This window comes from Streptomyces sp. NPDC030840, from assembly GCF_055572015.1.
Genome location: NZ_JBVIEE010000011.1, coordinates 211,319 through 231,364, shown reverse-complemented (window position 1 = coordinate 231,364; position 20,046 = coordinate 211,319). Strand labels below are relative to the sequence as shown.

Sequence of the window (20,046 nt, the reverse complement as noted above, 5' to 3'; positions counted from 1 at the left end):
CGCGACTCCGCACCCGTGCAGGGGAAGCCAAGGGGGAGCCACGAGGGGGGAACGATGCCCGGGCACCCATGGGGCGGCACACCGCGGGAAGGCAGCGGCCCCTTCAGGGAGGACCAGGGAAGGACGGGCGAGGCGCGAGGAGTCCTCGGCCCTCAGGATCAGCCGGCCACCAGCTGGAGACCGGCTTCGGCGGACTGCGCCCCGTGGGGCACGTACAGCATGAGCCGCAGATCCGAGCTCTCCAGGAGAGCCAGGATCAGGTGTTCGTAGCGGACACTCTTCTGACCGGGAAGCCGGACCCGCACGCTGGTCATCGCGGTGTCGCAGGTCTCATGACGGGCCCACAGCGCGGCGAAGGCCTGGTCGGAGGCACAGAGCCTGCGGGCCATCCCGTCGAAACGCGTGTCCTGGGGAAAACGCGCCGCCTGGACCCGGAACTGCCCGACCAGCCTGGCCGCCATCTCGTCCCAGTCGGGATAACGGAGTCGTGCGGCCGGATCCGTGAAGAACGCCGCGAGATGGTTCTGGCCGTCGGATTCCACGCCGAGCTGGGACTGCGCCGCCTCGTTGACGGCCAGCACGTTCCAGTAGCGGTCGACGATGAACGCGGGTGCCGGCAGCCAGCCGTTGACGATGAGGCGAAGGCGGGACACCTCCGCATGGCTCGCCGCCTCCGTCTCCGACTGCGGCGGGTTGGCTCCGGCCAACCGGTACAAGTGCGCCCGTTCGGTGTCGTCGAGCCTCAGCGCGTTGCAGACCGCGTCCAGGACGCCGTCGGAAACCTTGATATCCCTCCCCTGCTCGAGCCACGTGTACCAAGAGGCGCTGACTCCGGCGAGGACTGCTACTTCCTCGCGGCGGAGTCCCGGCGTGTGCCGCCGACCCGTGGCCAACATCCCGACGTCATCGGGTGAAAGCCGGGCCCTGCGGGACCGCAGGAAGTGCCGTAACGCCTCACGCTGCCTTCCGGGACTGCCCACCGTTGAATCTTTCAGCACGTGTTCGACGCTAGGCAGAGCCCTCGGGGCATGTCAAACCTTCCCGAAGGTTTTTTATGGTCGGTAACGCAGGGTTAACCAACGCCCGCGCGACCCGCGGGCATCGAACGGCTGGTGGCAGCACCACCACGAGCTGTGCCCCTGGGAGAAGTTCGCTCTGGCAACCCGTCGGTCGCGCTGCGAATACTCGCCATGACCGACCGACACCACCGAACACAGGAGTCACCGTGACCGATCAGCAGCTGCGCGACCGCTACGAGATCGTCGAACTGTGCTCCCGCATGGGCTGGCACCTCGACCACTGCGAATGGGACAGGCTGCCCGAACTGTTCACCGACCACATTCGGCTCGACTACACCAGCCTCAACGGCGGTGAACCGGTGACACTCCCGAGCAAGGAGGTCATCGAGAAGTGGCGCGGCAACCGCGAGGGCCTCGCCGCCACCCAGCACCTCGTCTCCAACCAGCTCGTGGACCTCCACGGCGACACGGCGAGCGCCACCGCCATGTTCCAGGCGACCCACCTGCTCCCCAATCGCTTCGGAGGGCCCACGTGGACGCTGGGAGGCGAGTACCGCTACGGCCTGACCCGCACGGACGACGGCTGGCGTATCAGCGCCCTGACCATGAACATCATCTGGGCCGACGGCAACCGCAACATCAGGGATCTGGCCGTACAGGGCAGCTGACCGCCTCCACCCACTCTCCGAGGAGCCTGCATGGCTACGGACCTGACCGTCGTGACCACCGCCGACACCACCGCAACTGACGACATGAACCCGCCGCACCCGAGCCCGCCGACGCTGCCGCCGGTCGCGCCGGCGCACTTCCGCCGCGTCCTCGGCCACTTCCCGACCGGGGTCGTGGTGATCTCGGCCGTCGACGACGGCGAACCCGTGGGCCTCGCCGTGGGGTCCTTCGCCTCCGTGTCCCTCGACCCGCCGATGGTCGGCTTCTTCCCGGACAAGTCCTCGACCAGCTGGCCGCGCATCCGACGCGCCGGCTCGTTCGTCGTGAACGTCCTCGGCGACCACCAACAGGACATCTGCCGGGCTTTCGCCGCCAGCGGCGGCGACAAGTTCGCCGGAATCGACTGGCATCGCGCATCCAACGGCGCACCCGTCCTCCACGGCGTCACCACCTGGATCGAGTGCGACCTGCACGACATCACCGACGCCGGTGACCACTGGTTCGTCCTCGGCCGGGTGAGGGACCTGGCCGTGACCAGCGACCGCGGCCCCCTGCTCTTCTTCCAGGGCCGCTACGCCCGACTCCAGACCCCGGCGGGCGGCGTGGGCGTGGACCAGTAGCCGGACGGGCGGGAGCAGGCCCGGAGCAGGCCCGGACCAGGGTTGGCTAGGGCTGCTTCCTCAGTTTCCTGTCCAGCGCCAGTGACAGCTCCGCCTCCACCACGCTCCGTGCCAGTGGGCGCAGGCGTGGGAGGTCGGCCTCCGAGGCGTGGGTGAGGACCAGCTCGGTGAACAGTTCCGCGAGGGCGTCGGCGTGTTCGCGTACGCGCTTGCCCGTCTCCAGGACGGCGGACAGCGGGATGCCCTCGCGGACCAGCTGGGACGACACCTCCAGCAGGCGGCGGCTGATGTGCACGATCTCGCCGCCGTCCGTTCCCAGGTAGCCGAGTTCCAGCGCGGCGGCCAGGTTCTCCGGGGTGGCCTGGTCCGCGAAGGCATCGGCGAGTTCCTCGGGCGAGAGGCGGACCGGTATCTCCTCGGTGGGGGCGCCCAGGCCGAGGAGTTCGGCGACGTCGCGGCCGTGGTCGAAGGCCTCGGCCAGCTCGGCTATGCCACTGAGGGTGTGGCCGCGTTCCAGGAGCGCGGCGATGGTGCGCAGACGGGCCAGGTGCGTGTCGTCGTACCAGGCGATGCGGCCCTCGCGGCGGGGTGGCGGGATCAGCCTGCGTTCCCGGTAGAAGCGCAGGGTGCGTACCGTGATGCCGGCCTCCTCGGCCAGCTCCTCCATGCGGTACTCGCGTCGTCCGCCGTGTTCTCCCGATTCGTCAGCCACGACCGGAAGCCTATGTTGTACCGCCGGTAACTTCTTTGGTTCCGCCCCCTACCCATCGGTACGGTCCTGCCCTACGCTCCCACTGCGCCAGTGTTCACTGGCACGGTGGCGAGGCCGGTACGAGGCAAGGAGGCGTCGGGATGGCCGAGCGCGAGCGTGAGCCGGAACGGGAGCCGGACCAACAGACACCGCACCAGCGGAAGTCGGCACCGCCGAAGCCGGAACAGCACAAGTCCGAACAGCGCAAGTCGGTACAGCGGAAGTCGGCACAGGGGAAGAACCAGAAGCCGGGACCGGGGCACCCGCACGTGCGGGTGGCCGTCGTCGGCTCCGGGTTCGGCGGGCTGGGCGCCGCCGTGCGGCTGCGGCGCGCGGGTGTCACCGACTTCGTCGTGCTGGAACGGGCCGGCTCCGTCGGCGGCACCTGGCGGGACAACAGCTATCCGGGCTGCGCCTGTGACGTGCCGTCGCACCTGTACTCGTTCTCCTTCGCGCCCAACCCCGACTGGCCGCGCGCCTTCTCCGGGCAGGAACACATCCGCGCCTACCTGGAGCACGTGACGGACGTCTTCCGGCTGCGCCCGCACATCCGCTTCAACTCCGAGGTGCGGCGGATGACATGGGACGGCGAGCGGCTCCGCTGGGACATCGAGACCAGCGGGGGCCGGCTCTCCGCCGACGTCGTCGTCTCCGCCACCGGGCCCCTGGCCGACCCCAAAATCCCAGACATCCCCGGGATCGGCACCTTCCCCGGCAAGATCTTCCACTCCGCCCGCTGGGACCACGACTACGACCTGCGCGGCAAGCGGGTCGCGATGGTCGGCACGGGCGCGTCCGCCATCCAGATCGTGCCGGAGATCCAGCCGCGGGTCGGCCGCCTCACCCTCTTCCAGCGCACCCCGCCCTGGGTACTGCCCCGCGTCGACCGCGCCATCAGCGGCCTGGAACGCCGGCTGCACCGGGAACTGCCCTTCACCGCCCGGCTCAGGCGCGGATTCCTGTGGGGCGTACGGGAGTTGCAGGTACAGGCGTTCACCAAGCACCCGAACGAGCTCGGGCTGGTCGAGCACATGGCGAAGCGGAACATGGCCCGCGCCGTCAAGGACCCGGCCCTGCGCGCCAAGCTCACACCCGACTACCGCATCGGCTGCAAGCGCATCCTGCTGTCGAACACGTACTACCCGGCGCTGACCCGGCCCAACGTCGACGTCGTGGCCTCAGGCCTCGCCGGGATCGACGGCTCCACCGTCATCGCCGCCGACGGCACCCGCGCCGAGGTCGACGCCATCGTCTTCGGCACCGGCTTCCACGTCACCGACATGCCCATCACCGACCGGGTCGTGGGCGCGGACGGCCGTACGCTCGCCGAAGCCTGGTCCGAGAACGGCATGCAGTCCCTGCGCGGCGCCTCCGCCGCCGGCTTCCCCAACTGGATGACGATCATCGGCCCCAACACGGCCCTCGGAAACTCCAGCATGATCCTGATGATCGAGTCCCAGCTGAACTACATGACCGACTTCCTGCGGCAGTTGGACGCACTCGGCGGCCGTGCCGCCCTCGACGCCCGCCCGGCCGCCGTCACCGCCTGGAACCGCCGGGTCCAGGAACGCATGAAGCGCACCGTGTGGAACACGGGCGGCTGCACCAGCTGGTACCTCGACGACAGCGGCCGCAACACGACCATCTGGCCGGGCACGACGACGGAGTTCCGTCATGCCACGCGCCGCGTGAACCTGGGCGAGTACGAGGTGCTGCGCGCCCCGGACCCGTCGGCCGCCCCGCGGCCCGGCACGCCCGGCACGGAGAAGTCCCGTACGACGACGAAGGTGGAGGCCGGAGCATGACCCGACTGATGCATGTGAGGAGCGGTCCCTACGCCCCGCCCGTGCCCGTACGGGAGTTGACCGCCGTCTCCGCCGACGGCGCGCGGCTGCACGTGGAGGTGCACGGACCCGAGGACGCGCCCGCCGTGGTCCTCGCCCACGGCTGGACCTGCTCGACCGCCTTCTGGGCGGCGCAGCTCCGGGACCTCGCCGTCGGCCACCGGGTGATCACCTACGACCAGCGCGGCCACGGACGCAGCCCGGCCACTCCCACCTGCAGCACGGACGTGCTCGCCGACGACCTGGAGGCGGTGCTGAAGGCCACGCTCGCGCCCGGCGAACCGGCGGTGGCCGTGGGGCACTCCATGGGCGGGATGACCGTGATGGCGGCCTCCGCGCGGCCGGTGTTCCGGGAGCACGTGGTGGCGGCGCTGCTGCTGAGCACGGGCAGTTCGAACCTCGTCGCCGAGTCACTCGTCGTCCCGATCCGCGCGGGGCGGCTGCGCACCTGGCTCACCCGGAAGATCCTCGGCTCCCGGCTTCCGCTCGGGCCGGTGACACCGGTCGCCATGGCGATCCTCAAGTACGGGACGATGGGCCCCGGTTCGTCGCGGCTGATGGTCGAGGCGTGCGCGCGGATCGTGCACGCCTGTCCGACGCGGGTGCGCTACACCTGGGCACACGTCCTGGACCTGCTCGATCTCGACCACGGCGTACGGGAGTTGCGGGTGCCCACGGCCGTGGTCGTCGGCACGGCGGACCGGCTGACCCCGCCCGTGCAGTCGCGCGCGCTGGCGGCCGCGCTGCCCGAGTGCGTCGGCCTCACCGAACTGCCCGGCGTCGGGCACATGACGCCGGTGGAGGCGCCGGAGCTGGTGTGCTCGCGGATCAGGGAGCTCGTCGCGACGTACGTCACCGACGGCGCGAGTGGTGCCGGTGCCGGTGCCAGCGCCAGCGCCCGTACCGGCTCCGGCTCCGGCGCCGGAGCCGGCGAGGAGGCGAGCGCGTGAGCGGCGGGGTGAAGCTGGCCGGGAGGGTCGCGGTCGTCACCGGTGCCGCGCGGGGCGTGGGTGAACTCCTCGCCCGCAAGCTCTCCGCGCGCGGCGTCAAGGTCGCCCTCGTCGGCCTGGAACCTGACGCGCTGAAGCAGGTCTCGGAGCGGCTGCACGGCGAGAGCGAGTACTGGCACGCCGACGTCACGGACCAGGCGGCCATGGCCCGGGTCGCACGTGAAGTGGGCGAGCACTTCGGAAGGGTGGACATCGTCGTCGCCAACGCGGGCGTCGCGACCGGCGGCCCCTTCGCCGCCTCCGACCCCGAGGCATGGCGGCGGGTCATCGAGGTCAACCTCATCGGGTCGGCGGTCACGGCACGCGCCTTCCTGCCCGCGCTCACCGAGACCCGGGGCTACCTGCTCCAGATCGCCTCGCTCGCGGCGATCACCCCGGCGCCCATGATGAGCGCGTACTGCGCCTCCAAGTCGGGCGTGGAGGCGTACGCGCACTGCCTGCGCGGGGAGGTCGGCCACAAGGGTGTCGGTGTCGGGGTGGCGTACCTGTCGTGGACCGACACGGACATGGTGCGGGGCGCCGACCAGGACGACGTGATGCGGGAGCTGCGGCAGCGGCTGCCCTGGCCCGCGAGCAGGACGTATCCGCTGGGCCCGGCGGTCGACCGGCTCGTGGCGGGCATCGAACGCCGGTCCGCGCACGTCTACGGGCAGTGGTGGCTGCGCGGGATGCAGGGCGTACGCGGCTACCTGCCCGGAATCATCGCGACGGTCGGTCGCCGGGACATGCGAAGGTTCGAGCCCCGGCTGTCGGAGGTCCGCACCGGGCTGGTGGGGGCGGGCGGGGAGGCGGACGAGAGGGAGCGTGGTGGAGCGGCGTCTCACCGCCCGTCGTGAGCCCAGGGGGCTTTTTTCACCCCCGCCGCCCCTACCCGTCCCGTCCTTGGGGGCTGCGCCCCCAGACCCCCGCATCGGCCTTGCGGCCTCGTCCTCAAACGCCGGACGGGCTGGATGTGCCCGGCCTCGGCTGGAGATCCAAGCCCCGGCCGCGGAGATCCAGCCCCTTGGGGGCACCTCCCAGCGGTAGCTGGGGGAGTTTGAGGAGCGGGGTCCGGAGCGGAGCCCCGGGGATGGGACGGGTCGGGGCGGCGGGGGCGAACAACCCCGACCGAACCCCGACCGCCCCCGAACTCCGCTCACGGCCTCGGCGGCAGTCCCGGACGGGACCGGTCCGGGACGTGGCCGTGGCCGTCCGGGGGGACCGCCGCCGGGTGCGGGTGGAGGAGGTCGAGTGCCAGGCGGACCGCGTCGGCCAGTTGCGCGTGCCGTCCCTCGGCCCAGTCCAGTGGTGTGCGGAGGATCTCCAGATCGGGGGCGACCCCGTGGTTCTCCACCGACCACCCGTACGCGTCGAACCACGCGGCGTTCATCGGCACCGTGATCACCGTGCCGTCGCCCAGGCGGTGGCGGCCCGTCATCCCCACCACCCCGCCCCACGTCCGCTGCCCCACCACCGGCCCCAGCTTCAGCAGCTTGAACGCCGCCGTGATCATGTCGCCGTCCGACGACGTCGCCTCGTCCGCGAGCGCGACCACCGGCCCGCGCGGGGCGTTCGACGTGTACGACACCGGCTGGGCGTTCCGCGTCACGTCCCAGCCCAGGATCGTGCGGGTCAGCTTCTCGATGACCAGCTCGCTGATGTTGCCGCCCGCGTTGCCCCGGACGTCCACGATCAGGGCGGGCCTCGACACCTCCATGCGCAGATCCCGGTTGAACTGGGCCCATCCCGAGCCACCCATGTCCGGGATGTGCAGATACCCGCAGCGGCCACCGCTCAACTCCCGCACCACCGCACGCCGTTTCGCCACCCAGTCCTGGTACCGGAGCGGTCGCTCGTCGATCAGGGGCACCACCGCGACCCGGCGCGTCCGCCCCTCGCCCTCGCCGGGCGCGCCGTCCCCGGGCGTGAACGTCAGCTCCACCGTCGTACCGCCCGACCCGGCGAGCAGCGGGTACGGGCCCGCCACCGGATCCACCGGCCGCCCGTCCACATGCGTGAGCACCGCCCCCTCACGGATCCCCGAACCGGCCAGCGGCGAGCGGGCCCTGGAGTCGGAGGACTCACCGGACAGGATGCGCTTCACCGTCCAACCGCCGTCCCCCCGTGTGAAGTTCGCGCCCAGAAGTCCCTGCAGGCGCTGATAGTGCGCCGGCCCCTCGTTGTGGCGGGACGGCCCGACGTACGCGTGGGACGTGCCCAGCTCGCCCAGCACCTCACGCAGCAGGTCGGCGAACTCGTCCGGCGACGCCACCCGTTCGACCAGCGGCCGGTACTGCTCCAGCACCGCGTCCCAGTCGATCCCGCACATCTCCGGCTCCCAGAAGTAGGCGCGGATGATCCGCCCCGCCTCCGCGTACGACTGCCGCCACTCGGCCGCCGGGTCCACCACGTGCGGGATGCGCCGCAGGTCGATCCAGGCCGTCGTGTCGCTGTCGCCCGGCTCGGTGGACGGCACCGCCCGCAGGTCGCCCTCGTCGGCGACCACCAGGCGTGACCCGTCCCCGCTGACGGAGAACCAGTCCAGGTCATCGACGAGTTCTGACCGCCTGGCCTTGGTGATGGTGAAGTACTCGAGGGTGGGGCGGCCGGACAGGTTGTCCGGGTTCGCGAACGTCTCGCCCAGCGCGCCCGAGATCGGCCAGCGCAGCCAGACGAGGCCGCCGCCCTCGACGGGGCGCAGCCCCGAGTACTTGGAGGCCGTGACCGGGAAGGGCGTCACCCGGTTCTCCAGGCCCTCGATCTCGACGGTCACCGTTCCGTCGCCGGTCTCCTGCTCGTCCTCGGCGGGGCCCATGCCTCCGGCCACCGGCCGCCCGTCCGGGTTCAGCGCGAAGGGCGAGGGCGTCGCCGAGGACAGGGGGACGAGGTACGGGCGGCAGCCGAGCGGGAAGGACAGGTCGCCGGTGTGCACGTCGTACACCGGGTCGAAGCCGCGCCAGGACAGGAACGCGAGGTAGCGGCCGTCGCGCGTGAACACCGGGTTCTCGTCCTCGAAGCGGCCGTTCGTGACGTCGACGATCAGCCGGTCCTTGATCCGTGCCAGCTTGATCTGGCGCAGGGTGCGCCCGATGCCCGGGTGCGACCAGGTCAGCCATGCCCCGTCCGGGGAGAACGCGAGGTCGCGCACCGGTCCGTTGACGGACCGGATGATCTCCGTCGTCCCGCCGTCCGGTGCGGGGGCGGCCGCCGGCCCGTGAGCCGCTTCCGTCTCCTCGTTTGCCTCGGTTACCTGGAGTGCCTCGGTGGCCTCGGTCGCCTCGGTTACATCGGTCTCCTCGGTGGCCTGGAGCACCTCGGTCGCCTCCGCCGTCTCGTCTGCCACCGTGAGCAGCAGCAACCGCCCGTCGTGCGCCGCGATCGCCAGCCGCTCGCCCTCCGGGTCGGACACCATCTCCAGCACCCGCCCCAGCTCGCCGGAGGCCAGGCGCCGTGGCGCGCGCGTGCCGCTGGCCCGGGGCAGGTACGCGATCTCGACGGCGTCCTCGCCCTCCGCGTCCGTCACGTACGCCACCCGCCCGCCGGCGCCGAGCATCTCGGGCAGCCGCACCCGTACGCCCGGGGTGTCCGTGAGGGTGCGCGCGGGGCCGTCGCGGTGTGTGAGCCAGTACAGGCTGCCGCGTACGACGACCGCGCTGGCCCGGCCCGTCTCGTCGACCGAGATCCCGTCCACGTGCTGGGCGGCCGGCACCTGGTAGGGGCGCCGTCCCGCGCGCGGCCCGCCCAACCGGACGTCGAGACGCCGGGGGACCGAGTCGGGGGAGAGGTCGTCGACGATCCACAGGTCGCCCGCGCACTGGTACACGACCCGCGTGCCGTCGGAGGAGGCGTGCCGTGCGTAGAACGCGTCGTGGTCGGTGTGGCGGCGCAGGTCGCCACCGTCGTACGTGCACGAGTACAGGTTGCCGACGCCCTCGTGGTCGGAGAGGAAGGCGATGCGGCCGCCGGCGAACACGGGGGAGTGCAGGTGCCCTTCGAGGGAGGCGAGCAGGCGCCGCCCGTGCAGCCACAGCCTGCCCATGGCCCCGCCGCGGTACCGCTTCCAGGAGGCGGGTTCGTGCGGCGGGGTGCCGGTGAGCAGCAGGGTCCTGCGCTCGCCGTCGATGTCGGCGACCTGGATGTCGGCGACCGGGCCCCAGGGCAGCCGCTCCCCGGGGTCGCCGTTCGCGGGGACCTTGTAGGCCCAGGTGAAGTGGGAGAACGGCTGACCGTGCGAGGCCACGGCGAGGATGTGGCCCTCGGGGTCCCAGCCGCACACCCGGGTGTCCGCGCTGCCCCAGTAGGTGAGCCGTGTCGTGGGCCCGCCGTCCACCGGCGCGAGGTGGATCTCGGGGACCAGGCTCCGCCAGCTCGTGTACGCGATACGGCGGCCGTCGGGCGAGAAGCGCGGGTGCCCGGCCTTGGTCCGGTCCACGGTGAGGCGCCAGGCACGGCCCGGATCGTCGAGAGGCGCCAGCCACACGTCGTCCTCGGCCACGAAGCAGAGCCGGTCGCCGCTGAGGTGGGGGAAGCGGAGATAACCGGGGGCGGTCTCGTACTCGCTCACCTCTCCCATGCTTTGCCGGGTGAGGGGCCCCGGCAACTCGTGGCGGGGGTGACATGACCCAGTGCGTGTGCCAGCGCGTGTGCCGGCCCATGACCAGCGCTTGACCAGTACGTGACCCAGGACACGTACGAAACGGTTTCGTTTCGAAGCTTCACGGGGTATCTTCTCAAGCGTACGAAACGGTTTCGTTCGGAACGGCGCCGGGCAGTCCTCCTACTAGGCTGTCCTCATGCCGGGCCGGACGCGGAGTGGGAAAGAGGAGAGTGGGATGACTGAGACCGCGACAGTGCGACGCAGTCGACTCACGCCCGAGCGCGAGGCCGAGCTGTACGGCGCCGTGCTCGACCTGCTCCGGGAAGTCGGCTACGACGCCCTGACCATGGACGCCGTGGCCACCCGCACCCGTTCCAGCAAGGCCACCCTCTACCGCCAGTGGGGCGGCAAGGCCGAACTGGTGGCGAAGGCGATGCGGTTCAACAAGCCGGGCGGCCTCGCCGACGTCGACACCGGGTCCCTGCGGGGCGATCTGCACGCGCTCGTCCTGAAGGAGGACGACTGCACCATGGAGCAGAACGCCGCACTGGTGCGGGGCCTGTTCATGGCGGTGCACGGGAACCCCGATCTCCTGCAGGCGTTCCGGGAGTTCCTCATCGATCCGGAGCTGGCGGAGTTCCACGCAGTGGTGCAGCGGGCCATCGACCGCGGGGAGGTCCGTGCGGACAACCCGGCGATCGGGTTCGTGGTGCACATGATGCTCGGTGGCTTCGTCACCCGGACGCTGCTCGACGAGCGGCCACCGACGCAGGACTTCCTCCGTTCGTACATCGACGCCGTGATCCTCCCCGCCCTCGGCGTGCGAACCCACTGAGACATCCCCGGGTCACTGCCGTCCGGCAGCTGACCACCACCTGAGCACGACCTGACCACCACCTGACGCCACCGCTCACGTCGTCGGGCTGATCACCCCTGCACACCCTGCACAGCCTGCGGACCCCTGCAGTTTCCTGCGGCCCTGCAGTTCCCTGCAGTTCCCTGCAGTTCCCTGCAGACCAAGGCCCTGCACACGCCTGCAGGCCCTGCACACCCCCTTGCCCTCCCCGGGCTTCCCCAGGGCTGATCACCCCTGCCGTATGCACGTCCACGACCTGAACGGGAGTACGCCCCCGTGGCCACGTTCCTCTACAAACTCGGCCGACTCGCCTTCCGGCGACGGCATTTCGTCGCCCTGTTCTGGGTGGCCCTGCTGACCCTCGCCGGGGTCGGCGCAGCCTCCGCGCCCCCCGCGGGCTCGACTTCCTTCTCCATCCCCGGCACCGAGGCGCAGAAGGCCTTCGACCTGCTGGAACAGCGCTTCCCCGGCTCCAGCGCCGACGGAGCGACCGCGCGCGTCGTGTTCAAGGCGCCCGCGGGGGAGAAGATGACGGACGCCGGCAACAAGGCGGCCGTCGAGGAGACGGTCAAGGAGCTGGGCACCGGCTCCGAAGTCACCTCCGTCACCGACCCGTTCACCACCCGGTCGATCTCGAAGGACGGGACGATCGCGTACGCGCAGGTGGCGTACAAGGTCCCCGGCATGGAACTGGAGGACTCCTCGCGGGACGCCCTGGAGGAGGCCGCGCAGAACGCGCGTGACACCGGCCTGACCGTCGAGGTCGGCGGCGACGCGCTGCAGGCACCGGCCGAGACCGGGGCCACGGAGATCATCGGCATCGCGGTCGCCGCGGTCGTCCTCGTCATCACCCTCGGTTCGCTGGTGGCGGCCGGACTGCCGCTGCTGACCGCGGTGATCGGTGTGGGCATCGGCGTCGCGTCGATCACCGCGCTGGCGAGCACCCTGGATCTGGGTACCACCACCTCCACCCTGGCCGCGATGCTGGGCCTCGCCGTCGGCATCGACTACGCCCTGTTCATCGTCTCCCGCTACCGCGGCGAACTCGCCGAGGGCCGCGAGCGCGAGGAAGCGGCCGGCCGGGCCGTCGGCACGGCGGGCTCGGCGGTGATCTTCGCGGGCCTCACGGTCGTGATCGCGCTGGCCGGCCTGTCGGTCGTCAACGTCCCGATGCTGACGAAGATGGGCCTCGCGGCGGCGGGCACGGTCGCCGTCGCCGTCCTCATCGCGCTGACGATGATCCCGGCGCTGCTCGGTTACGCGGGCCGGAAAATCCAGCCCGCGGGCACGAAGGCCCGGTGGATGGGCGGCGGCCGGGCAGGGAAGAAGGCCCCCGACACCCAAGGGGACGCGCAAGGGGACGGGGCCAGGCCCGCGAAGCCGAACCTGGGCACCCGCTGGGCGAGCTTCGTCGTCCGCCGTCCCGTCGCCGTGCTCCTCGTCGGCGTCGTCGGCCTGGGCGCGGCCGCCATCCCGGCGAGCGACCTGCAACTGGGTCTCCCGGACGACGGCTCCCAGCCGACCTCCACGACCCAGCGCCGCGCGTACGACCTGCTGTCCGAGGGCTTCGGTCCCGGCTTCAACGGTCCGCTGATGGTCGTGGTCGACGCGAAGTCGAGCGACGACCCCAAGGGGGCCGCCACCGAGGTCTCCGACACGGTCAAGGACATCAAGGGCGTCGTGTCGGTGAGCCCGGCGGTGTTCAACAAGGCCGGGGACACCGCGATGATCACGGTGATCCCCGACTCCAAGCCGTCCTCGGCCACGACCGAGAACCTGGTGCACGAGATCCGTGACACCGGCGCCGACATCAGGACGGACACGCGGGCGAACGTCGTCGTCACGGGCACCACGGCGATGAACATCGACTTCTCGCAGAAGCTGAACGACGCGCTGATCCCCTACCTCGCGCTGGTGGTGGGCCTCGCCTTCCTCCTCCTCATCGTGGTCTTCCGCTCGATCCTGGTCCCGCTGAAGGCGGCCCTCGGCTTCCTGCTGAGCGTGCTGGCGGCGCTGGGCGCCGTGGTCGCGGTCTTCCAGTGGGGCTGGCTGGCCGGGGCGATGGGCGTCGAGGAGACCGGCCCGATCATGTCGATGATGCCGATCTTCATGGTGGGCATCGTCTTCGGCCTGGCGATGGACTACGAGGTCTTCCTCGTGACCCGCATGCGCGAGGCGTACGTCCACGGGGAGAAGCCGACCCAGGCGGTGGTCACCGGCTTCCGGCACGGCGCCCGGGTCGTCACGGCCGCGGCGGTCATCATGATGGCGGTCTTCGCGGGCTTCATCGGCTCCCACGAGTCGATGGTCAAGATGATCGGCTTCGGCCTCGCCATCGCCGTCCTCTTCGACGCCGTCATCGTCCGCATGGCCATCGTCCCCGCGGTGCTCGCCCTGCTGGGCGAGAAGGCCTGGTGGCTCCCGAAGTGGCTGGACCGCGCCCTGCCGAACGTGGACGTGGAGGGCGAGGGCCTGCGCGACCTCGACGACGACCGCCCGAAGGACGAGGACGAGGACAGGGAACTGGCACGCGTCTGACGCGACGGCCCTGACGAGGGACGGACAGGACCAGCCGGTGAGGGCTCCGTGGGGACGGGGCGCCCTCACCGGCTTCTCACGCGCGTTGTCAGTGGCCCGGTCTAACGTGATGCACCATGACCACACTGCCGGACCGGCCAAACACCGCCCTGCTGGTGATCGATGTCCAGAAGGGCGTCGTGGCGGAGGCGTACCAGCGTGACGCCGTCGTCGCCAACATCGGCACGCTCGTCGAGAAGGCCCGCGCGGAGGGCGTCCCCGTCGTCTGGGTCCAGCACTCCGACGAAGGCCTGCCGCAGGGGAGCGACGCCTGGGAGTACGTCCCGGAGCTGACCCGCGAGCAGCCCGAGCCGCTGGTGCACAAGGCGTACGGCGACTCCTTCGAGGACACCGACCTGGAGGAGACACTGGCCGCGGCCGGCGTCGGCCGCCTGGTCGTGACCGGCGCGGAGACGGACGCCTGCATACGGTCCACCATCCACGGCGCCTTCGTCCGCGGCTACGACGTGACCCTCGTCGCCGACGCGCACACGGCCCCCGACAACAGCGCGTGGGGCTCCCCGCCACCGGACCAGGTCATCGCTCACACCAACTTGTACTGGCAGTACCAGAGGGCACCGGGCCGGACGGCCGCCGTGACCACGACGGAGGAGGTCGGTTTCCGAGGCTGAGGTCGCCTGGTCTCATCAGCCTTCGTCCTCGGGCTTCTTCGTGTAGCGCGGCAGGTTCTCCGTCGAGATCGTCCAGTCGCCGATGGTGACGTCCTCGCCGTACACGAAGTCCTTGCGTGTCGCGTAGCGCGGGCCGTCAGGAGTGGAGTGGATGTCGGAGAGGACGGCACCCGTGCCGGTGCGCGGGTCGACGATGGCGTAGACAGGGATACCGATCAGGGGATAGTCGCGCATCTTGACCACCCAGTCATTGTCCGGGTTGGGGGAGGAGACCACCTCGATGGCGGCGATGAGGGTGCGGGGGCCGAAGGACCCGGGAACGTCCATGTCCGTCAGGGCGATCACCATCACGTCGGGGCGACGCATGATGCCTTCTGACTCGTCTTCGACATCAGGCTCGCCCGTATGGGCCACGATCTCTTCCGGCATCACCTCCAGGAAGGCCTTCACTTCCTCGGTGGTCAGGCCCTCGCACTGGGATGCCAGTCCCGGCGAGGGCCGCCGCATGTCTGCTGTTGTGCCGCGCTGAGCGTAAGGCAGGCAAGGGCTCCCGAATCCAGCCGAGTTGGACATGTTCACCCGCGCGGGTGATGGTGCGCCGTGGGTGGGAGGGGTGGGGCTTGGTGGGGGTTCTTTCACCTGGTCGTTTCTTGGAAAAGAAGACCGCGCATGCCACCGGAGCACGAGCGCGTGAGTTCCGGTTCCGCCGGCAGGGCGACTTGCAAGGCGCCGGGGGAGCGATGAATACCGCGGAACTCCACCGTCGCCCCCGCCACCGGGACGCGCTTCCTCAAGAACCTCTCGGCGTACCGACAGGGAGCTCACAGGTAGCGCTCATAGCATCACGCGCATTCCATGACGGGAACGGACAGAAAGCGCGCGGGCACACCATGAGCGGACACAACAGAGGCCAGGGCCAGGGCCAGGGCCACGGCGACAGTCACGACCACCACCACGACGACGAGTTCGACAGAGGGCTCGCCTACGACCTTCCCGTGCTCGCCCGCCGCCGCGTGATCAGGCTGCTGGCCGGCGCGAGCATGGTGCAGGTCGTGGCGGCCTGCTCCACGGACGACTCGGGAAGCTCGTCCGCGGCTTCCTCCTCGTCCTCCACCGGAGGGTCGTCCGCGTCCGACGCGGCCTGCGAGACCATTCCCGAAGAGACGGCGGGCCCGTACCCCGGCGACGGTTCGAACGGAGTGAACGTCCTCAAGGAGAGCGGCGTCGTCCGCCGCGACATCACCAAGAGCTTCGGCTCGGCCAGTGGGGTCGCCGAGGGCATCCCGCTGACCATCACGCTCACCGTCGTCGACCAGGCGTCCGGGTGCGACACCCCGAAGAAGGGAGCCGCCGTGTACCTCTGGCACTGCGACCGGGACGGCAACTACTCCCTGTACTCCGAGGGCGTCACCGAGGAGAACTACCTGCGCGGCGTCCAGGAGACCGACGACAAGGGCCAGGTGACCTTCATGTCGATCTTCCCCGCCTGCTACGCGGGCCGCTGGCCGCACATCCACTTCGAGGTGTACGGGAGCCTGGACGACGCCACCGCCGCCCAGTCCATCGTGGCCACCTCGCAGCTCGCCTTCCCGAAGGACGTCTGCGACACCGTGTACGCCACGGACGGTTACAGCCAGAGCGTGACGAATCTGAGCCGGCTGTCCCTGGAGACGGACAACATCTTCAGCGACGGCTACGACCAGCAGCTGGCCACGGTCAAGGGCGACGTCGACAAGGGCTACACGGCCACTCTCACCGTCCCCGTGTAGTCGCCCTGTACGCGTAGTCAGCCGTGCACCCGCGTCCCCGTCATGTACGTCTGCCGGAGGAAGCGGATCAGGACCTTCGCGTCGAACTGCATGACCTCCACGCCCTCGGCCGAGTGGAACTCCATGACGGCCTGGACCCGGCCGAGGGGCCAGACGCTCACATCGCCGCTGGAGGCGGGGGCGCGCAGGCCGCGTTCGATGAGTTCGCGGGAGACCTCCCAGTCGTGGGGTTCCTGGTGGAGACCGGGCTGATGGAGGCCGGGGAGGTTGACGTGAACGGCGCGGGGGTCGTCCTCGGAGTCGTAGCGCAGGAGCACCCGGACCGTGTCCTCGGACTCGATGGAGTCCGTGACGACGTGGGCTCGCGCGTACTGTTCGACAACGGACATCGGACGGCTCCCTACGCTGAGTGACCCAAGCAGAGAACCAGCAGAGGCTGGGCATCCGCTTTGTGTCCAATGTGCCATATTTTCCGCATTCCGGCCGGAGCGCCGGTGCGTGCGCCCGGTTGTTGGCCGTCACGCGCTCTTGCAAGAAGTTCGCAACAAGGCTCTATCATCGTACGGTTCCAGCCACGCACCGTACGCAGCCGACCGCGGCCCGACCCCGAGCAGGAGAGCGAGCCAGCCCATGCATGTGCCCGACGGATTCATCAACGCCCCCGTCTCGGCGGCAGCCGGAGTCGTCGCGGCGGGTGCCGTGGCCGTGAGCCTGCGCGGAGCCCGGCGCGAGCTCGACGAGCGGACGGCACCGCTCGCCGGGCTCGTCGCCGCGTTCATCTTCGCCGTGCAGATGCTGAACTTCCCCGTCGCCGCGGGCACCAGCGGGCATCTGCTGGGCGGCGCGCTCGCCGCGATACTCGTGGGGCCGTACACGGGGGTCCTGTGCGTGTCCGTCGTGCTGCTCATGCAGGGCATCCTGTTCGCGGACGGCGGCCTCACCGCGCTCGGCGTGAACATCACCGTGATGGCGGTCGTGACGTCGGTCGTCGCGTACGCCCTCTTCCGCGGCCTGGTGAAGATCCTGCCGAAGAGGCGGCCCTCGGTCACCGTCTCCGCCTTCGCCGCCGCCCTGATCTCCGTGCCCGCGTCCGCCGCCGCCTTCACCCTCGTCTACGCGGTCGGCGGCACCACGGACGTGCCGATCGGGCAGGTCCTCACCGCGATGGTCGGCGTGCACGTCCTCATCGGCATCGGTGAGGCCACGATCACCGCGCTCACCGTGGGCGCCGTCATCGCCGTACGGCCGGACCTGGTCTACGGCGCCCGTGGCCTGACCGCCCCGCTGAAGCTCCGCGTGAACGGCGAACTCGTCGACGCGCCGGCCACCCCCGCCCGGCCCGAGCCCGTCGCCGCCGCCCGCTCCCCGCGCAAGCTGCTGCTCGCGGGCCTCGCCACCTCCCTCGTCCTCGCCGGGTTCGTCAGTTTCTACGCCTCCGCCAACCCCGACGGCCTGGAGAAGGTGGCCGCCGACAAGGGCATCGACGCCAAGGTCGAGGAGCACGCCGCCGCCGACTCGCCGCTCGCCGACTACGGCGTCGAGGGCGTCACCGGCACCCGACTCTCCGGCGGGCTCGCGGGTGTGATCGGCGTCGGCGTCACCGTCGTGGCCGGGACGGGCGTCTTCTGGGCCGTCCGCAAGCGCCGTACGGGTGAGACGTCCCCGGCCGCGGTGCCGTCCGACGCGTCCGACGTCCGCGAGAACGTCTGACATGGGGGCGGGCCACGCGCACAAGCTCTACCGGCACGGGCACTCGCCCGTGCACGCCCTGCCGCCGCACACCAAGCTGACGGCCGTCTTCGCGTTCGTGGTCGTCGTGGTGTCCACGCCGCGCGAGGCCGTGTGGGCGTTCGCGCTGTACGCGGCGCTGCTCGGCACGGTCGCGTACGCGGCCCGCGTGCCCGCCACGTTCCTGCTGAAGAGGCTGCTGATCGAGGTCCCGTTCGTGGCCTTCGCGGTGCTCATGCCGTTCGTGGCCCAGGGGGAGCGCGTCGACGTCCTGGGCATGTCGCTGAGTGTGAACGGCCTGTGGGGCGCCTGGAACGTGCTCGCCAAGGGCACCCTGGGCGTCGCCGCCTCCGTACTCCTCGCCGCCACCACCGAGCTCCGCGAGATCCTCCTCGGACTGCAACGGCTCAGGCTCCCGCCGCTCCTCGTCCAGATCGCCTCCTTCATGATCCGCTACGGGGACGTCATCACCGACGAGATGCGGCGCATGCGGATCGCCCGGGAGTCGCGCGGCTTCGAGGCCCGTGGCGTACGGCACTGGGGCGTGCTCGCCAAGTCCGCGGGCGCCCTCTTCATCCGCTCCTACGAGCGTGGCGAACGCGTGCACCTGGCCATGGTCAGCCGGGGGTACGCGGGTTCCATGCCCGTGATCGACGAGGTGACCGCGTCCCGGGCGCAGTGGTCGTACGCCCTCACCCTCCCGTTCGCCGCCCTCGTCGTCTGTCTGCTGGGATGGGCCCTGTGACTGTTTCCCTGGAGGTCTCCGGCCTCGCCTTCGCCTACCCCGACGGCCACCAGGCCCTGTTCGGCGTGGACTTCCGCATCGAGCGCGGCGAGCGGGTCGCGCTGCTCGGGCCGAACGGCGCGGGCAAGACCACGCTCGTGCTGCACCTCAACGGCATCCTCACCGCGGGCGCCGGGACCGTGCGGGTCGCCGGGCTGCCGGTCGGCAAGGAGCACATGGCCGAGATCCGCAGGCGCGTCGGCATCGTCTTCCAGGACCCGGACGACCAGCTCTTCATGCCGTCCGTGCGGGAGGACGTGGCTTTCGGGCCCGCGGCGGCCGGGCTGAAGGGCGCCGAGCTGGAGGCGCGCGTGGACCGGGCGCTGGATCGCGTCGGCATGGCGGAGTTCAAGGACCGCCCGCCCCACCACCTCTCCTTCGGGCAGCGCCGCCGGGTGGCCGTGGCGACGGTACTGGCGATGGAGCCCGAGATCCTGGTCCTGGACGAGCCGTCGTCGAACCTGGACCCCGCCTCCCGGCGCGAACTCGCCGACATCCTGCGCTCGTTGGACGTCACGGTCCTCATGGTCACGCACGACCTGCCGTACGCGCTCGAACTGTGCCCGCGCTCGCTGGTCCTGAGCGACGGCGTGATCGCGGCGGACGGCAGGACCGGCGAACTCCTCGCGGACGACGAGCTGATGCGCGCCCACCGTCTGGAGCTTCCCTTCGGCTTCGATCCACGGTCCGTGACAATGGGCGCGTGACGAATCCAGAGGTCCCGCAGGACGCCGGTTCGCAGGCGTCGCTGATCCTCGACGAGCAGCTGTGCTTCGCGCTGTACGCGGCCCAGCGGGCCGTGACCGCCGCGTACCGTCCCCTGCTCGACGAACTCGGCGTCACCTACCCCCAGTACCTGGTCCTGCTCGTGCTCTGGGAGCGCGACGAGATCACGGTCAAGGAGCTGGCGGCCGCCCTGCGCCTCGACTACGGCACGGTGTCGCCGTTGCTGAAGCGGCTGGAGGCGCTGGGGCTCGTACGGCGTGAGCGGTCGTCGCGCGACGAGCGGACGGTGTTCGTCACGGTCACCCGGCGGGGCGAGGAACTGCGGGAGCGGGCGAAGTGCGTACCGGGGACGCTGCTCGCGGCCACCGGACTGGACTCCGACGATGTGGTGAGGCTGCGCGGGGAGCTGCGCCGGCTGGCGGAGCGCGCCGAGGACGCGGCGGCCCGCCGTCGCTGACCTCGGGTTACCCACGGTTGCTACCCCC

Annotated in this window: 18 protein-coding genes; 13 read left to right on the top strand and 5 right to left on the bottom strand. The window is 70.9% G+C overall.

Annotated features, from left to right (window positions below):
* Nucleotides 1-158: 158 nt before the first annotated feature.
* A complete protein-coding gene (locus ACZ49J_RS24380; RefSeq protein ID WP_467452544.1) occupies nt 159-896 on the bottom strand; it encodes a helix-turn-helix transcriptional regulator in 738 nt (245 codons plus the stop codon).
* A gap of 329 nt (nt 897-1,225) precedes the next feature.
* Here ACZ49J_RS24380 and ACZ49J_RS24375 point away from each other — a divergent pair, with 329 nt between their 5' ends.
* On the top strand, nt 1,226-1,687 hold the full coding sequence (locus tag ACZ49J_RS24375) for a nuclear transport factor 2 family protein (protein ID WP_467452545.1): 462 nt from the start codon (nt 1,226-1,228) through the stop codon (nt 1,685-1,687).
* A gap of 30 nt (nt 1,688-1,717) precedes the next feature.
* Entirely contained in the window at nt 1,718-2,308 is a 591-nt protein-coding gene (locus tag ACZ49J_RS24370) for a flavin reductase family protein (RefSeq protein ID WP_467452546.1), read from the top strand.
* A 46-nt stretch (nt 2,309-2,354) separates the two neighbouring features.
* Here the strand turns inward: ACZ49J_RS24370 and ACZ49J_RS24365 are convergent, their stop codons facing one another.
* Complete coding sequence (locus tag ACZ49J_RS24365; RefSeq protein WP_467452762.1) at nt 2,355-2,975, bottom strand: MerR family transcriptional regulator; 621 nt, start codon at nt 2,973-2,975, stop codon at nt 2,355-2,357.
* 185 nt (nt 2,976-3,160) lie between these two features.
* On the opposite strand from ACZ49J_RS24365, the gene ACZ49J_RS24360 reads away from it, so the two are divergent.
* The 3 genes from ACZ49J_RS24360 to ACZ49J_RS24350 are packed head-to-tail and all read left to right on the top strand — an operon-like array spanning nt 3,161 to nt 6,749.
* Nucleotides 3,161-4,864 (top strand): flavin-containing monooxygenase, encoded by a 1,704-nt coding sequence (locus ACZ49J_RS24360; RefSeq protein WP_467452547.1) that lies wholly within the window; start codon nt 3,161-3,163, stop codon nt 4,862-4,864.
* The gene (locus tag ACZ49J_RS24355; RefSeq protein ID WP_467452548.1) at nt 4,861-5,853 is read left to right on the top strand and encodes an alpha/beta fold hydrolase; all 993 of its coding nucleotides are present in this window, start codon (nt 4,861-4,863) and stop codon (nt 5,851-5,853) included. The genes ACZ49J_RS24360 and ACZ49J_RS24355 overlap by 4 nt, the downstream gene beginning before the upstream one ends.
* The gene (locus ACZ49J_RS24350; protein ID WP_467452550.1) at nt 5,850-6,749 is read left to right on the top strand and encodes an SDR family oxidoreductase; all 900 of its coding nucleotides are present in this window, start codon (nt 5,850-5,852) and stop codon (nt 6,747-6,749) included. The genes ACZ49J_RS24355 and ACZ49J_RS24350 overlap by 4 nt, the downstream gene beginning before the upstream one ends.
* A gap of 299 nt (nt 6,750-7,048) precedes the next feature.
* Here the strand turns inward: ACZ49J_RS24350 and ACZ49J_RS24345 are convergent, their stop codons facing one another.
* Nucleotides 7,049-10,456: a S41 family peptidase gene (locus tag ACZ49J_RS24345; protein WP_467452551.1), complete on the bottom strand. Its 3,408-nt coding sequence runs from the start codon at nt 10,454-10,456 to the stop codon at nt 7,049-7,051.
* Nucleotides 10,457-10,724: 268 nt separating this feature from the next.
* Between ACZ49J_RS24345 and ACZ49J_RS24340 the strand changes: the two genes are divergently transcribed.
* The 3 genes from ACZ49J_RS24340 to ACZ49J_RS24330 all read left to right on the top strand — a co-directional run bounded on the left by ACZ49J_RS24340 (nt 10,725) and on the right by ACZ49J_RS24330 (nt 14,554).
* The gene (locus ACZ49J_RS24340) at nt 10,725-11,324 is read left to right on the top strand and encodes a TetR/AcrR family transcriptional regulator (protein ID WP_467452552.1); all 600 of its coding nucleotides are present in this window, start codon (nt 10,725-10,727) and stop codon (nt 11,322-11,324) included.
* A 297-nt stretch (nt 11,325-11,621) separates the two neighbouring features.
* Nucleotides 11,622-13,883, top strand: a complete 2,262-nt coding sequence (locus ACZ49J_RS24335; RefSeq protein ID WP_467452553.1) for an MMPL family transporter — start codon at nt 11,622-11,624, stop codon at nt 13,881-13,883.
* Nucleotides 13,884-13,999: 116 nt separating this feature from the next.
* Nucleotides 14,000-14,554, top strand: coding sequence for a cysteine hydrolase family protein (locus tag ACZ49J_RS24330; protein WP_467452554.1), 555 nt, complete (start codon nt 14,000-14,002; stop codon nt 14,552-14,554).
* A gap of 15 nt (nt 14,555-14,569) precedes the next feature.
* Here ACZ49J_RS24330 and ACZ49J_RS24325 read toward each other — a convergent pair whose 3' ends face one another.
* The gene (locus tag ACZ49J_RS24325; protein ID WP_467452555.1) at nt 14,570-15,061 is read right to left on the bottom strand and encodes a Uma2 family endonuclease; all 492 of its coding nucleotides are present in this window, start codon (nt 15,059-15,061) and stop codon (nt 14,570-14,572) included.
* 383 nt (nt 15,062-15,444) lie between these two features.
* Here ACZ49J_RS24325 and ACZ49J_RS24320 point away from each other — a divergent pair, with 383 nt between their 5' ends.
* Complete coding sequence (locus tag ACZ49J_RS24320; RefSeq protein ID WP_467452556.1) at nt 15,445-16,323, top strand: intradiol ring-cleavage dioxygenase; 879 nt, start codon at nt 15,445-15,447, stop codon at nt 16,321-16,323.
* Nucleotides 16,324-16,340: 17 nt separating this feature from the next.
* On the opposite strand, the gene ACZ49J_RS24315 is transcribed toward ACZ49J_RS24320, so the two are convergent.
* Nucleotides 16,341-16,712, bottom strand: a complete 372-nt coding sequence (locus ACZ49J_RS24315) for an SsgA family sporulation/cell division regulator (RefSeq protein WP_467452557.1) — start codon at nt 16,710-16,712, stop codon at nt 16,341-16,343.
* Nucleotides 16,713-16,953: 241 nt separating this feature from the next.
* Here ACZ49J_RS24315 and ACZ49J_RS24310 point away from each other — a divergent pair, with 241 nt between their 5' ends.
* From ACZ49J_RS24310 to ACZ49J_RS24295, 4 genes are read left to right on the top strand one after another with little or no spacing between them, the layout of a single operon-like run.
* Nucleotides 16,954-18,033, top strand: a complete 1,080-nt coding sequence (locus ACZ49J_RS24310; RefSeq protein ID WP_467452559.1) for an energy-coupling factor ABC transporter permease — start codon at nt 16,954-16,956, stop codon at nt 18,031-18,033.
* A gap of 1 nt (nt 18,034) precedes the next feature.
* Nucleotides 18,035-18,796, top strand: a complete 762-nt coding sequence (gene cbiQ / locus ACZ49J_RS24305; RefSeq protein WP_467452560.1) for a cobalt ECF transporter T component CbiQ — start codon at nt 18,035-18,037, stop codon at nt 18,794-18,796.
* Complete coding sequence (locus tag ACZ49J_RS24300) at nt 18,784-19,542, top strand: energy-coupling factor ABC transporter ATP-binding protein (RefSeq protein WP_467452561.1); 759 nt, start codon at nt 18,784-18,786, stop codon at nt 19,540-19,542. The genes cbiQ and ACZ49J_RS24300 overlap by 13 nt, the downstream gene beginning before the upstream one ends.
* On the top strand, nt 19,539-20,018 hold the full coding sequence (locus ACZ49J_RS24295; protein ID WP_467452562.1) for a MarR family winged helix-turn-helix transcriptional regulator: 480 nt from the start codon (nt 19,539-19,541) through the stop codon (nt 20,016-20,018). The genes ACZ49J_RS24300 and ACZ49J_RS24295 overlap by 4 nt, the downstream gene beginning before the upstream one ends.
* Nucleotides 20,019-20,046: the final 28 nt, after the last annotated feature.

Excerpts from the sequence above, each read along its gene's own strand:
- ACZ49J_RS24330 (WP_467452554.1), top strand. The coding sequence starts at position 14,000 with ATGACCACACTGCCGGACCGGCCAAACACCGCCCTGCTGGTGATCGAT.
- ACZ49J_RS24315 (WP_467452557.1), bottom strand. The coding sequence starts at position 16,712 with ATGTCCGTTGTCGAACAGTACGCGCGAGCCCACGTCGTCACGGACTCC.
- ACZ49J_RS24365 (WP_467452762.1), bottom strand. The coding sequence starts at position 2,975 with ATGGAGGAGCTGGCCGAGGAGGCCGGCATCACGGTACGCACCCTGCGC.
- ACZ49J_RS24320 (WP_467452556.1), top strand. The coding sequence starts at position 15,445 with ATGAGCGGACACAACAGAGGCCAGGGCCAGGGCCAGGGCCACGGCGAC.
- ACZ49J_RS24325 (WP_467452555.1), bottom strand. The coding sequence starts at position 15,061 with ATGCGGCGGCCCTCGCCGGGACTGGCATCCCAGTGCGAGGGCCTGACC.
- ACZ49J_RS24340 (WP_467452552.1), top strand. The coding sequence starts at position 10,725 with ATGACTGAGACCGCGACAGTGCGACGCAGTCGACTCACGCCCGAGCGC.
- ACZ49J_RS24370 (WP_467452546.1), top strand. The coding sequence starts at position 1,718 with ATGGCTACGGACCTGACCGTCGTGACCACCGCCGACACCACCGCAACT.
- ACZ49J_RS24380 (WP_467452544.1), bottom strand. The coding sequence starts at position 896 with ATGTTGGCCACGGGTCGGCGGCACACGCCGGGACTCCGCCGCGAGGAA.
- ACZ49J_RS24300 (WP_467452561.1), top strand. The coding sequence starts at position 18,784 with ATGGGCCCTGTGACTGTTTCCCTGGAGGTCTCCGGCCTCGCCTTCGCC.
- ACZ49J_RS24310 (WP_467452559.1), top strand. The coding sequence starts at position 16,954 with ATGCATGTGCCCGACGGATTCATCAACGCCCCCGTCTCGGCGGCAGCC.
- ACZ49J_RS24360 (WP_467452547.1), top strand. The coding sequence starts at position 3,161 with ATGGCCGAGCGCGAGCGTGAGCCGGAACGGGAGCCGGACCAACAGACA.
- ACZ49J_RS24355 (WP_467452548.1), top strand. The coding sequence starts at position 4,861 with ATGACCCGACTGATGCATGTGAGGAGCGGTCCCTACGCCCCGCCCGTG.
- cbiQ (WP_467452560.1), top strand. The coding sequence starts at position 18,035 with ATGGGGGCGGGCCACGCGCACAAGCTCTACCGGCACGGGCACTCGCCC.